The organism is Ureibacillus chungkukjangi (assembly GCF_044795995.1).
Classification (GTDB): Bacteria; Bacillota; Bacilli; order Bacillales_A; family Planococcaceae; genus Ureibacillus; species Ureibacillus chungkukjangi.
Window position 1 is genome coordinate 1,135,414 of sequence record NZ_CP085009.1, and the last position, 13,844, is coordinate 1,149,257.

The window sequence follows — 13,844 nt, forward strand, 5'->3', positions numbered from 1 at the left end:
TTCATTGTGAAAAAAATTAACAAAATTTTAGTTGCAAACCGTGGAGAAATTGCAATCCGTATTTTTCGTGCATGTAACGAATTAAAGCTTAAAACTGTTGCAATTTACTCAAGGGAAGATAGTGGTTCATATCATCGTTACAAATCGGATGAGTCCTACCTAGTTGGGGAAGGTAAAAAGCCGATTGATGCTTACTTAGATATCGAAGGAATCATTGAAATAGCAAAGCAGGCAAATGTTGATGCTATTCACCCTGGATATGGCTTCTTATCAGAAAATCTTGAATTTGCTAGACGCTGTGAAGATGCAGGAATTATCTTTATCGGTCCTACTTCTGAGCATCTTGATATGTTTGGCGACAAGGTAAAAGCAAGAGAACAAGCGATTGCTGCAAAAATCCCAGTTATCCCAGGAACAGATGGGCCGGTTTCTAGTATCGATGAGGTAGTAGAATTTGGAGAATCTCATGGCTATCCATTAATGATTAAAGCTGCACTTGGTGGTGGTGGTCGTGGTATGCGACTTGTCCATTCAAAAGACGAGCTGGCGTCTAGCTACGAACGTGCAAAGTCTGAAGCAAAGGCTGCTTTTGGCTCGGACGAAGTGTATGTAGAAAAAGCAATTATTAAACCGAAGCATATTGAAGTGCAAATTTTGGGAGATACTTCAGGCAATATTGTCCACCTTTATGAGCGTGATTGCTCGATTCAAAGACGTCACCAAAAGGTAGTTGAAATAGCCCCATCAAATTCAATTTCAGATGAGCTTCGAAATCGAATCTGTGATGCTGCTGTACAATTGATGAAAAATGTAGAGTACATAAATGCAGGTACTGTTGAGTTTTTAGTTTCAGGTGATGAGTTCTACTTTATTGAAGTAAATCCTAGAATTCAGGTAGAACATACAATTACAGAAATGATTACAGGAATTGATATCGTTCATGCCCAAATTAAAATTGCTGAGGGTCACTATATCCATTCAGAGGAAATTGGAATTCCAAAACAAAGCGAAATCCCACTATTCGGTTATGCGATTCAATCACGTGTAACAACAGAGGATCCAGCAAACGATTTCATGCCAGATACTGGTAAGCTAATGGTTTACCGTTCAAGTGGTGGCTTTGGAGTACGTTTAGATGCAGGAAATGGCTTCCAGGGTGCAGTAGTAACACCATATTACGATTCTTTACTTGTTAAAATTTCAACATGGGGAATGACATTTAAAGAAGCATCGGCCAAAATGCACCGTAATTTACGAGAATTCCGTATCCGAGGCGTTAAAACAAATATTCCATTTTTAGAAAACGTGGTACTTCACGATAACTTTATATCAGGTGTGTTTGATACTAGCTTTATCGACACAACTCCTGAATTATTTAACTTCCCTGTTCGTAAAGACAGAGGAACAAAAGTGTTAAATTACATTGGGAATGTAACGCTAAACGGTTTCCCAGGCGTTGAAAAACGTTCAAAGCCGATTTTAGCACAACCAAATAAACCGAAATTTGATTTAAAATCTGAAATTCAACCTGGTACAAAGCAAATTTTAGATGAGCGCGGAGCAGAGGGGCTTATTTCTTGGGTAAAAGAACAAAAAGAAGTTTTGTTAACGGATACAACCTTCCGTGATGCCCATCAATCACTGCTAGCTACTCGTGTTCGTTCACAGGATATGTACCAAATTGCAGATTACAATGCCCGTATGCTAAATGATTTCTTCTCGTTTGAATTATGGGGAGGGGCAACATTTGATGTGGCTTACCGCTTCCTAAAAGAAGATCCATGGGCTCGCCTAGAAAAATTACGTGAACAAATGCCAAACGTGCTATTCCAAATGCTTTTACGAGGAGCAAATGCAGTAGGCTATAAAAACTATCCGGATAATTTAATTCGTGAGTTTATCAAAGAATCTGCCTCTTCTGGAGTCGATGTTTTCAGAATTTTCGATAGCTTAAACTGGATTAAAGGCATGGAAGTTGCAATTGATGAAGTACGTCAAACAGGAAAAATTGCAGAAGCAGCAATTTGCTATACGGGAGACATTTTAGATGATTCTCGTGCGAAGTATTCTGTTCAGTACTATAAAGATATGGCAAAAGAATTAGAGGCTGCAGGAGCTCATATTTTAGCAATTAAAGACATGGCTGGCTTACTAAAGCCTGAAGCAGCATATCGTTTGATTTCTGAATTGAAAGATTCTACTGATCTACCAATCCATCTTCATACACATGATACAAGTGGAAACGGTATTTATACGTATGCTAAAGCGATCGAGGCTGGTGTAGACATTATTGATACAGCTCTTGGTTCAATGTCCGGCTTAACTTCTCAACCAAGTGCAAATTCATTGTATTATGCTATGAAGGGCACAAAGCGTGAAGTTCGTGCTGATATTAATGCACTTGAGGAATTATCAACTTATTGGCAGGATGTTCGTACGTTTTATAGTGACTTTGAAAGTGGCATGAATAGCCCGCATTCAGAAATTTATGTACATGAAATGCCAGGTGGACAATACAGTAATCTTCAGCAGCAAGCGAAAGCAGTAGGTTTAGGAGATCGTTGGGATGAAGTAAAGAAAATGTATGCACGAGTGAACCTATTATTCGGTGATATCGTGAAGGTAACGCCTTCTTCAAAAGTAGTTGGCGATATGGCATTATTCATGGTTCAAAATGACTTAAACGAAAATAATATTTTCGAGCGTGGTTTAACAGTTGACTTCCCAGATTCAGTTGTTGAATTATTCCAAGGCTATTTAGGTCAAATTCCAGGTGGCTTCCCTCAAGAATTACAAAAGGTAATTTTAAAGGATCGTGAAGCGATTACTGTTAGACCTGGTGAATTACTAGAGCCAGTAAACTTTGAAGCACTTGAAAAAGAGCTAACAGAAAAAATAGGACGCCCTGTTTCACATCAAGATGTGTTAGCGTATGCTTTATATCCTAAGGTGTTTGAAGACTATGTAACAGCGCAAAATCTATTTGGAGATATCTCGGTGTTAGATACACCAACATTCCTTTACGGTCTAAAACTTGGAGAAGAAATCGAAGTTGAAATCGAAAAAGGGAAAACTTTAATTATTAAATTGATTGAAATTGGTGAGCCACAGCATGATGGTACTCGAATTATGTACTTCGAGCTAAACGGTCAATCTCGTGAATTAGTAATTCAGGATCTGACTGTAGAAGTAGATGGAAATGTATCACTAAAAGCAGATCCAAGCAATCCAAATCAAATTGGTGCAACAATGCCAGGAACAGTTCTTAAAGTGGTAGTTTCTAAAGGTAGCCCAGTAAAACGCGGTGACCACCTATTAATTACAGAAGCTATGAAAATGGAAACAACAGTTCAAGCACCAAAAGATGGAGTAGTTAAAGAGGTACATGTAATAGCAGGAGACGCCATCTCAACTGGCGATCTACTAATTGAATTAGAATAAAGGAATCGGGCAACGGGGAAACTCTCGTTGCCCTTTTTTGTTCGTGATATAGAGGAGATACATTATGCGGGCTCGAGAAGAAAATGCAAAAATCTTAAAGTGGGATTTCGAATCAAAAATGCCACTTTTAGCAAAATAAAAAGTGTAGCGGAAAATCCACTACACTTAATACTAATTATTTTTTCTCATTATAATTGCTGCGTGACACTAGTAAAATCATATAACACAATAGACCAAACAAGCACGAGATAAATAATGAGTGAAGTAATGACACCAACAGATTAAGCTTTGTCAAAATGATGAGCATACCAGTTGTCATTTGTGCCAACAGGATAAGGAATGCTACTATCCAGCCCCAATAAATTACACGCTGATTTTTATATTGCTTAATGGCATGAATCATAATATATGTAACCCAAATAAAAATTAAAAGTACTGCAAATCGGTGCCCCATTTGAACCCATTCATACAGATTATTTGGTAGTGCAAACGGATTTTCGTTGTTGCATAATGGCCAGTCAGTACATACTAAGCTAGATTGGGTATGACGAACTAAAGCTCCTGTATAAACAACGATATAAGAATATAATGAAACGCCTATTGTATGCCATTTTAGTTTTTTACCAACGAATACTTTATCGGCATCAAATTTGGTATCTACTTCGAATACAATCATTGCAAGTAGCAAAATACTGGCAAATGATATTAATGAGATTCCAAAGTGAAGTGCGAGGATAAAGTCACCTTGTCCCCAAAGAACTTGAGCAGCCCCGATTAATGCTTGAGCTACAAGGAAAAAAATTGCTAAAACGCCTAAAAACTTTACTTCACGAATATGTCCAAGCTTACGCCAAGTTCCAATCACTAAAGCTAAGACAAGAATTGATACAGAACCTGTAACAAAACGATGTGAGAATTCTATTAAAACTTCTTTTGTTATTTCTTTTGGAATAAGGGACCCATTACAATCTGGCCAGTTTCGACCACAGCCTAAACCGCTTTCAGTTTTTGTAACAAGGGCTCCACCAAGAAGAATAAGCAACATACCGATTGTTGTAGCCAAAGCAATCCACTTCAATAATTTACTTTGTTTTTCTTGCATATTATGTGCCACCTACTTTTTCTATCAATACGCTTATTTAGGAGAACTCGATTTATCCCAATTAGGTGAAATTCGATGTTTTCCGAACACTGTTACGGTAAAATAATAAATATTACATTCAGTGTAAAAAGCTTCTCTGCTTTTATGATGATAGCGAATAAATAGATAAAAGACAACTTGAAACAGTAGAAGGTTTCATGAAGCATAGGGGTTTTCACAAATTGTTCATAATTTCGTGCTATTACATTCACAAATCTTCCCGTAAAATGCATTACTATAGAGATGTTCATATTACATTTGGTTAACATAACCTGCTTTTTGACAAACTTCATCGAAATTTAACTTAATGTCTAGAAATCACGAACAAATTTCGATATAGTTATTGTTAGCGAAATATGCTTACAAAAATGAAAGGAATACAGATCTCCTGTTCTTAACTTGATGTGTTAGTTGTAAAAAACGAAGACGACTTGCTTTTTAAGATGAATTTCTTGCACTTATTACAAATTTTTAATTCATACTTAAGTCTCATGTTGATTTTAAAAATTGGGATTTAGGTGATTGATGAACACATTTTATAGCAGTTTGTTATCAAGGTATGAAATAAAAGAAGAAAGTCAGTTTTTCATCAACAACGAAAACGAAAAGTGAGACATTTAGATCAATTAACTTTTATGATTTGTAGGTGAGGTTTTGTTATGTCAGGCAATGCATGTTGCCAACATGTGTGACTATTTGGGGAACTAGCGAATGTCCTATTCAAAGAGGTTAAAGTAATTAGTAAGAGGGAACAGTGGTTTATTACTACTACATAACTGTTGATATTCAATAAATGTATTTAATATTTTTTATAGCATTTAGTTGTAGCATTAAGATCATAAATGCACTGAGGAATATCAAACGGGATATATACCAATGCTATTGTAGAAAAGTTGAAACCACGTAACATTACTATGGTAATATGAAGGCTGTCTATAGTGTGACTTTTATAGAAATATTTTGAACAGGCTGTATCATTTTTGGCTACACTACTGAATATGCTTGGCTAGCTCTAGACGGTTAAAAGTTTTAGCACAGAAAGAGATTCTTGAAAAACTGCTTTTTCATTTTTAAGAATATCTTGTATGTGTGTGTTTTTCATTTTGGAATTCTTCTTTGAAAAGGGATTCACATAGAACTAAAAAACCAATATCCTGGTTACACATGAAATACAACAAAGAAAGAGGGGTTAAATAAGCTATGATGAAAGGGCTTAAAAAATGGCGTCTTTTCTCGCTGTTAGCTGTAATGACAGTTTTCCTTTCTGCCTGTGGTGAAGATTATATTACAACACTTAAACCAACAGGTGCAGTGGGGAAAGAACAATTTAATTTACTATTATTCTCAATTGCAATTATGGCATTAGTAACAATAGTAGTATCAGTTCTTTATTTGTATGCTTTTATGAAGGCTCGCCGTTCTAAATTAGGCGAAGACTACATGCCAAAACAAGTAGAAGGAAGTCATACTTTAGAAGTAATTTGGACAGTAATTCCAATCGTATTACTTTTAATCCTTGCGGTTCCAACTTTAATTTCTACTTATAAACTTGCAGATGTAAGAGCAATGGATGAGGTAGATGAAGAAGGAAACAAAACTGCATTAACAGTAAATGTTACTGCAAAATTATATTGGTGGGAATTTGAATATCCAGAACAAGGTATTGTAACAGCTCAAGAACTTGTTGTTCCTACTGGTGAAAAAGTTTACTTTAACTTAAAAGCTGCTGATGTAAAACACTCATTCTGGATTCCAGCTGTCGGTGGTAAAATGGATACTAACGTTGAAAACGTTAACAAATTCTATTTACAATTTGACGAAGAATCAGAAGGTTTAGAGCAAGGCGTATTCTATGGTAAATGTGCTGAGCTTTGTGGTCCTTCACATGCTTTAATGGACTTCAAAGTTAAAGTACTTGACCGTGATGGTTTCGATAATTGGGTAGCAGCAATGCAAGCTACTGAAGGACAAACAGCTTCTGCTGATTCAGCTGACGTTGGTGAACAAACGTTTGCTAACAGCTGTTTAATGTGTCACGCAGTTTCTGGCGTAGGTACTACTGGAGCTATGGGACCAAACTTAACAACATTTGGTGATCGTAATCGTGTTGCTGGTGTACTTGAGCATACGAAAGAAAACTTAGAGCAATGGATTGATGATCCAGAAACTATTAAACCAGGTAACTTAATGACTGGTAAATATGGTGAGCTTTCTGATGAAGAAATCAGTGCAGTTGCAGATTACATCATGGGCTTGTCTATTGAAGAATAATTTGAACTAGATAGTAACACTTGAAGGAGGTTAAAGTTGTGAGCTCTGCCGCAGTTTCCAATAAAAAGGGCTTCGGAGCAACACTATGGGACTATTTAACAACTGTCGATCATAAGAAACTTGGCGTAATGTATCTATTTGCCGGTACTTTATTCTTTGCAATCGCAGGTTTTGAAGCACTTTTAATGCGTCTTCAGTTAATGATTCCAAACAGTGATTTTGTTTCAGCCGGTACTTTTAACGAATTATTAACAATGCATGGTACGACAATGCTATTCTTAGCAGCAACACCATTGCTATTTGGATTTATGAATGCTATCGTACCGTTACAGATTGGTGCACGTGACGTTGCATTCCCATTCCTGAACTCTTTAGGATTTTGGTTGTTCTTTTTAGGAGCAATCTTCTTACACTTATCATTCTTTTTAGGTGGAGCACCTGATGCTGGTTGGACAAACTATGCGTCATTAGCTATATACTCACCTGGACATGGTATTGACTTTTATGTATTAGGTTTACAAATTTCTGGTGCTGGTACGTTAATTTCAGGTATTAACTTTATCGTAACAATTATCACTATGCGTGCACCTGGTATGACATTTATGCGTATGCCATTATTTACTTGGACTTCATTAATTTCAAGTGCATTAATTTTATTCGCATTCCCTCCATTAACAGTAGGTTTATTCTTAATGTTAGTTGACCGTATGTTCGGAGCAAACTTCTTCGACCATACTATGGGTGGTAACACAGTAATTTGGGAGCATTTATTCTGGATTTTCGGTCACCCTGAAGTATATATCTTAGTTTTACCTGCATTCGGATTATTCTCTGAAATCATTCCGGTATTTGCTCGTAAACGTTTATTCGGATACTCTTCAATGGTATTCGCTACAATCTTAATCGGTTTCCTAGGATTCATGGTTTGGGCCCACCATATGTTCACAACTGGACTTGGTGCTACAGCTAATGCAATCTTTGCCGTTGCAACAATGGCTATTGCCGTTCCTACAGGTATGAAGGTATTTAACTGGATTATGACCATTTGGGGCGGTTCAGTAAAAGTAACAGTACCTATGCTATATGCATTAGGATTTATTCCATCATTCGTAGCAGGTGGGGTAACAGGTGTAATGCAGGCAGCTGCACCACTTGACTATCAATTACACGATTCATACTTTATCGTTGCTCACTTCCACTACGTAATCGTAGGTGGTATTGTTACAGCGATCTTTGGTTCAATGCACTTCTATTGGCCAATTATGTTTAACCGTGCGTTAAGCGAAAGATTAGGGGTTTGGACATTCTGGATCTTCTTTATCGGGTTCCACTGTACATTCTTCATTCAACATTTCTTAGGTTTAATGGGTATGCCACGTCGTGTATTCACTTACCAAGCAAATCAAGGATGGGATTTATTTAACTTTATCTCATCAATCGGTGCTATCTTAATGGCAATTGGTGTAATCTTATTAGTAATCAATATTATTTTGAGTGCTAAATCAAAACCATTAAATTGCCGCGACTACTGGGGAGATGGACGTTCACTTGAGTGGGCGATTAAAACTCCAGTACCATTCTATAACTTTAAACAAACACCGCTTGTACGTGGGTATGACCCATATTGGTTAGAAAAGCATGATGGTAACGAAGAAGGTATGATTTATGCAGAGCCACTTGGTGACATTCACATGCCTAACAATTCAATTTTACCTTTAATCATGTCAATCGGTACTTTTGTAGCAGCATTTGGTGCTTTATATCACCCAGATGGCGACAAACCATGGGCAATTCCAGTATTGATTCTTGGTTTAGCTATCACTGTTGGTGCTATGATAGTTCGTTCTGTGAAGGATGATCATGGTTTCCATGTACACGTTGAAGAAGTTATTGCAACTGAAGAAGAGCTTTATGGAAAAGGGGGTAACAAATAATGGAAGAAACAAAATTCACCCCACAAACTTGGCCAGATAAGCCAGAACAAGCAACAATGGAAGGGAAAAATAAATTCGTAGGAATTTGGATTTTCATTTGTAGTGATATTACGCTTTTCGCCAGTGTATTTGCTACTTACCTTTCTTTAAAAGATAAAGGTCCAGCAGGTATGGGTGCAGAATTCACTGCTGCTAACTTATTTGAGTTACCATTAGCATTTATAATGACAATGTTACTTTTAACATCATCATTAACTTCTGTTTATGCAATGTATCATTTGAAAAACCATAATTTCAAAGGCGTTCAAATCTGGATGGGTATTACTGTATTATTAGGTCTTGGATTCCTTGCTCTAGAAATTTATGAGTTCTATCACTATGTACACATTGGTTTTGGTTACACACATTCTGCGTTCTCATCTGCATTCTTTACTTTAGTAGGAACGCACGGATTGCACGTAGTAGTAGGTTTAGTTTGGATTATCTGTTTAATGGTTCGTAATGCAAGACGCGGACTAAGCTTATACAATGCTCCAAAATACTATGCTGCTGCTATCTTCTGGCACTTTATTGATGTAATTTGGGTATTCATCTTTACTGTAGTTTACTTGATGGGGGTGTTAGGATAATATGGGACACGATACACAAGTTCAAGCAAAATCAAAAAAACAGTTTGAGTATGACCGTCATCACAACGCTGTTCACATGCGTAAGCAAGTAATTAATTTTGCGATTATGATTTTCTTAACATTCTTAGCATTTGCTGTAGTAGTAGCAGATTTCTCAGCTTATTATATTAAACCTGTTATTCTGCTTTTAGCTGGTGTTCAAGTTGTATTACAATTATATTCTTTCATGCACATGGATGATAAAAAAGCAAGCCACATGGGTGTTATTTCGACATTTGTATGGTTTGGTGCGGTAATCGCATTTACGATGTTCTTAACGTTCTTAACAATCATTTGGTGGTAAGAATATAAAAACAAGTCGCTCATTTTTGAGCGGCTTGTTTTCTTGTGCGCCCGGCATGCGCATGAACTATAGGGTGTAAGTCCCGAACCCCGAAGACAGAAGTAGAGGTTAGCCAAGAGCAAGGGTGTCCGTGGCGACGCGGAATCTGAAGGAAGCTGGAGGCAAAACACCGGTCCGAGGAACACGAATCTCATACAAGGCTAGTTACGACTGGATGAGTTTGCAAGACAAAACAAAGTCCTTTCTGTCGAAGGTCATACCTAGTAAATGAGGCGGATAGATGGTGTGAAAGTGCATGTGCTTACCCGGGGAGGTCTGATGGAAACATGAAGTACCCTTCATAACCTACTTGGTGACAAGTAGCTGAATCATCAGAAGTCAGCAGAGGTCATAGTACGATTGGGTCTAGAACCAGTCGGAAGGACTGAACAATTAAGAGAGATTAGCCCTTGGCTTTCCATCTAGAATGAATGAGCACAGAAAACAGAGAAACCTCACGCTTAGAAAGTAGTGGTGAATCCCACGAGGGTATTTGCGGAGGGTGGAGTTCAGATGGGCATAAGAAGATAAGCTAATCACGGAAAGGAACGAAATGGTGATGTTGAATCAAATTCTTGAACGGCAAAATATGATACAAGCGCTAAAGCGAGTTGAAGCGAATAAAGGAAGCCATGGAGTAGACATGATGCCCGTACAAACCTTACGACAGCACATGCTCGAAAATTGGGAAACCATTAAATCGCAGATTTTGAATGGAACCTATGAACCGCAACCAGTACGTCGAGTCGAAATCCCGAAACCAGATGGTGGTGTGCGTTTACTAGGTATCCCAACCGTGACAGACCGTTTGATTCAACAAGCTATCTCGCAGATTTTATCGAAGGAATATGACGAAACATTTTCGGACCACAGTTATGGATTCCGTCCAAATCGGAGCGCCCATGACGCCGTTCGGAAAGCAAAGGGTTATTTAAAGGAAGGTTATCGATGGGTAATTGACATGGATTTAGAGAAATTCTTCGATAAGGTTAATCATGACCGACTAATGGCAACATTAACGAAACGAATTTCAGATAAACCTTTATTAAAACTTATTCGTAAATACCTCCAAGCCGGTGTCATGATAAATGGAGTGGTTTCAAGTACAGAAGAAGGAACACCACAAGGTGGACCTTTAAGTCCTCTACTTTCAAACGTAGTTCTAGATGAACTTGATAAAGAGTTGGAGGAACGTGGACATAAATTCGTTCGATACGCAGATGATTGCAATATTTATGTGAAAACGGAACGTGCGGGGTTAAGAGTAATGGCGAGTGTACAAAGATTTATTGAGGGAAAACTTCGTTTAAAAGTAAACCAAAAGAAATCAGCAGTAGATCGTCCTTGGAACCGAAAGTTCTTAGGTTTTAGTTTCACGAATCACAAAGAACCAAAAGTTCGTCTTGCGAAAACAAGTCTAGTCCGAATGAAGATGAAAATACGAGAGATTACCTCAAGAAAGATGCCATATTCCATGGAATACAGAATCGAGAAGTTAAACCAGTATCTAATGGGGTGGTGTGGTTATTTTGCATTAGCAGATACAAGTTCCACATTCAAATCACTAGATAGCTGGATTAAAAGAAGATTAAGGATGTGTCTATGGAAGAATTGGAAGAAACCTCGAACAAGAGTCAGAAATCTTACTCGATTGAAAGTTCCTTTTGGAAAAGCATACGAGTGGGGAAACACCCGGAAAGGGTACTGGCGCATTTCTAATAGCCCCATATTACACAGAACCCTCGGCAATTCCTATTGGGAAAGCCAAGGGCTGAAAAGTCTGCAAGTTCGTTACGAAACTTTGCGTTATTCATCTTAATTGAACCGCCGTATACGGAACCGTACGTACGGTGGTGTGAGAGGTCGGGAGTTAATCACTCCCTCCTACTCGATTTCTAAGGAGAATTATCCTAGACATTTAAATTTTGTTTAAACACCGAAATTGCTATAATTGTCATACTTCGTTCATTGATGTTACGATGTAAGCGTTCTATAATAGAACTACTGAAGTTTAAAGGAGCGCATGATTATGCCATTAAGTATATTTGGTTTTCAAGCACTGTGGAGTCCTTATCTAATAGGAGTTATATTATTTTTAACTGTCGTCTATTTTTTAGTAACAGTTGTATGGAGAAAAGATTTTAAAGTGAGTGAACCCTTAAAAAGAGGGGAAGCAACTTATTTTATATTAGCAATGATATTGCTTTATGTCATTAAAGGCTCTCCGATTGATTTAATGTCCCATATTATGTTTTCTTATCATATGGTACAGATGGCCTTTCTATTATTGCTAGTGCCAATGTTTCTTATAAAAGGGATTCCCTGGTGGGTTTGGAAAGTAGTCGTTGAAGCACCAGTTTTCCGTAATATATTTGATTTATTAACAAAACCTGTGATTTCAGCTTTTGTGTTTGCAATGATGTTCTCTTTATATCATATGCCAGGCATTTTTGATGCCATTAAATTAGATGAAACATTCCATGGGATTTTCACTTTCTTCTTATTCCTATCAGCCTTTTTTATGAACTGGCCGTTAGTGGGGAATGTTCCAGGATACAAGCAAATGAAGCCCTTATATAAAATCGCCTATATTATTGCCAATGCGGTTTTAATCACACCAGCGTGTGCTTTAATCATTTTTAACCCAAATCCGATGTATTCAACATACACAGATGGTGAAGCATGGTTAAAAGCAATGGAGCTTTGTGTACCAGCGTCAACATTATCGGGATTAGCATTGTCAGGACCAGAGCTCTTCAATAATATGAAACCCCTTGAGGATCAGCAATTAGGTGGGGTTTTAATGAAAATTATTCAAGAGATTATCTTCTGTGTTGTATTAGCCACTGTCTTCAGAAAATGGTGGATACAAGAAAAGAAAGATGATAAAGCCATCACAGAGAATGCATTACGAGATTTCCAGGCAAATAAACAAAGTCAGCAGTATTAATTGCTGACTTTAGAAAAAAGCATCATATTCTTTCTAAGAAAAGATATAGATTACTAAATGATAGGAGAATGTAAAATGAGCGTACCTATTCTACCTACAATTAGTACTTCATTTATTGTTATTAGTGCTGTGTTAGTCGCAATTGGATGGGGTCTAATTTATAAGAGGAAAATTGAAGCACATAAAAAGGTAATGTTTGCTGCTGGAGTTGCAGCTTTAATCTTCTTTATCATTTATGCTTCTAGAACAATATTTATCGGGAATACGTCATTTGGTGGTCCAGATGATATAAAAGGGTATTACACATTCTTTTTAATTTTCCACATTATTTTAGCTACTTCGGGAGCCGTATTCGGTATTGTTAGTATTACGACAGGGTTAAAAACAAAGCTAAGTATTCACCGTAAAATCGGTCCAATTACAAGTATTATTTGGTTTTTCGTAGCTATTACAGGTGTAGCCGTTTATCTATTACTGTATGTAATTTACCATGGTGGAGAAACAACGTCACTATTTAAAGCAATACTTGGATTCTAATTTGAACTAAAACAGTCTTTTGAGCTTGTCTTAAGGGCTGTTTTTTTTTTCATTCGGGAAAATTGGGGAATTTTTATGTTTTCCAAGGAAATACTGCAAGTAAAAAGGACATGGCGCTTGTCCATGTCCTTTGTGTATTTTTATATTATGCTTCAATACCGAAAGCAGCAAATTCTTTTTTAACACTTTCAAGAATTTGTTCACATTCTGTCACTAGGTGTTTTGGGAATACTTCATCTTCACCATACTCAACACCATGTGGATAGTAGTACTTACCAAGTGCAGGTTTAGCGATTTTTAGAACTGCTGAGCGATTACCAACGTCTCCTGAAATAGCTTGACAGAATACACGTAAGTAGTAGCGCCCTTCTTTTAAATCGAAACGTTTATCGAAAGTCATACGATCGAAATCCCAGCCACCGTCGCATTCTAGACCGTTCTTTTCCATAACGCTTACAAGTAGTTCTTGTTCAGCAGTTATATTTTCAAGTGTTTTGTTTTCGAAATACATTAAAAAAATCCTCCTTTAGCTAAATCGTACAATAAGTATACGCTCATT

10 protein-coding genes are annotated in these 13,844 nt (G+C 37.2%); 8 read left to right on the forward strand and 2 right to left on the reverse strand.

The genetic code is table 11. From position 1 onward, the window contains the following. Positions 1–6: 6 nt before the first annotated feature. Positions 7–3,441: a pyruvate carboxylase gene (gene pyc, locus LG296_RS05635; RefSeq protein WP_404427650.1), complete on the forward strand. Its 3,435-nt coding sequence runs from the start codon at positions 7–9 to the stop codon at positions 3,439–3,441. Between the two features lie 175 nt (positions 3,442–3,616). Here the strand turns inward: pyc and LG296_RS05640 are convergent, their stop codons facing one another. Further along, the gene (locus tag LG296_RS05640; protein ID WP_251397057.1) at positions 3,617–4,543 is read right to left on the reverse strand and encodes a heme A synthase; all 927 of its coding nucleotides are present in this window, start codon (positions 4,541–4,543) and stop codon (positions 3,617–3,619) included. Between the two features lie 1,239 nt (positions 4,544–5,782). Here LG296_RS05640 and coxB point away from each other — a divergent pair. The 7 genes from coxB to LG296_RS05675 all read left to right on the forward strand — a co-directional run bounded on the left by coxB (position 5,783) and on the right by LG296_RS05675 (position 13,285). Next, positions 5,783–6,853, forward strand: a complete 1,071-nt coding sequence (gene coxB, locus LG296_RS05645; protein WP_107934925.1) for a cytochrome c oxidase subunit II — start codon at positions 5,783–5,785, stop codon at positions 6,851–6,853. Between the two features lie 38 nt (positions 6,854–6,891). Next, positions 6,892–8,787 carry a cytochrome c oxidase subunit I gene (locus LG296_RS05650; RefSeq protein WP_107934924.1) on the forward strand — a complete coding sequence of 632 codons (1,896 nt, stop codon included), beginning with the start codon at positions 6,892–6,894 and terminating at the stop codon, positions 8,785–8,787. Next, entirely contained in the window at positions 8,787–9,416 is a 630-nt protein-coding gene (locus tag LG296_RS05655) for a cytochrome (ubi)quinol oxidase subunit III (protein WP_107934923.1), read from the forward strand. Before LG296_RS05650 ends, LG296_RS05655 begins: the two co-directional genes overlap by 1 nt. Position 9,417: 1 nt before the next feature. Beyond that, positions 9,418–9,759 (forward strand): cytochrome C oxidase subunit IV family protein, encoded by a 342-nt coding sequence (locus LG296_RS05660; protein ID WP_107934922.1) that lies wholly within the window; start codon positions 9,418–9,420, stop codon positions 9,757–9,759. 595 nt (positions 9,760–10,354) lie between these two features. Beyond that, complete coding sequence (ltrA, locus tag LG296_RS05665) at positions 10,355–11,617, forward strand: group II intron reverse transcriptase/maturase (RefSeq protein ID WP_107937924.1); 1,263 nt, start codon at positions 10,355–10,357, stop codon at positions 11,615–11,617. A gap of 210 nt (positions 11,618–11,827) precedes the next feature. Continuing rightward, positions 11,828–12,748 (forward strand): cytochrome c oxidase assembly factor CtaG, encoded by a 921-nt coding sequence (gene ctaG, locus LG296_RS05670; protein ID WP_404427651.1) that lies wholly within the window; start codon positions 11,828–11,830, stop codon positions 12,746–12,748. Between the two features lie 75 nt (positions 12,749–12,823). Continuing rightward, a complete protein-coding gene (locus LG296_RS05675; RefSeq protein ID WP_107933797.1) occupies positions 12,824–13,285 on the forward strand; it encodes a DUF420 domain-containing protein in 462 nt (153 codons plus the stop codon). 145 nt (positions 13,286–13,430) lie between these two features. Here LG296_RS05675 and LG296_RS05680 read toward each other — a convergent pair whose 3' ends face one another. Further along, the gene (locus LG296_RS05680) at positions 13,431–13,796 is read right to left on the reverse strand and encodes a YugN family protein (RefSeq protein WP_107933799.1); all 366 of its coding nucleotides are present in this window, start codon (positions 13,794–13,796) and stop codon (positions 13,431–13,433) included. Positions 13,797–13,844: the final 48 nt, after the last annotated feature.

Excerpts from the sequence above, each read along its gene's own strand:
- LG296_RS05675 (WP_107933797.1), top strand. The coding sequence starts at position 12,824 with ATGAGCGTACCTATTCTACCTACAATTAGTACTTCATTTATTGTTATT.
- LG296_RS05640 (WP_251397057.1), bottom strand. The coding sequence starts at position 4,543 with ATGCAAGAAAAACAAAGTAAATTATTGAAGTGGATTGCTTTGGCTACA.
- LG296_RS05660 (WP_107934922.1), top strand. The coding sequence starts at position 9,418 with ATGGGACACGATACACAAGTTCAAGCAAAATCAAAAAAACAGTTTGAG.
- LG296_RS05680 (WP_107933799.1), bottom strand. The coding sequence starts at position 13,796 with ATGTATTTCGAAAACAAAACACTTGAAAATATAACTGCTGAACAAGAA.
- LG296_RS05655 (WP_107934923.1), top strand. The coding sequence starts at position 8,787 with ATGGAAGAAACAAAATTCACCCCACAAACTTGGCCAGATAAGCCAGAA.
- ctaG (WP_404427651.1), top strand. The coding sequence starts at position 11,828 with ATGCCATTAAGTATATTTGGTTTTCAAGCACTGTGGAGTCCTTATCTA.
- coxB (WP_107934925.1), top strand. The coding sequence starts at position 5,783 with ATGATGAAAGGGCTTAAAAAATGGCGTCTTTTCTCGCTGTTAGCTGTA.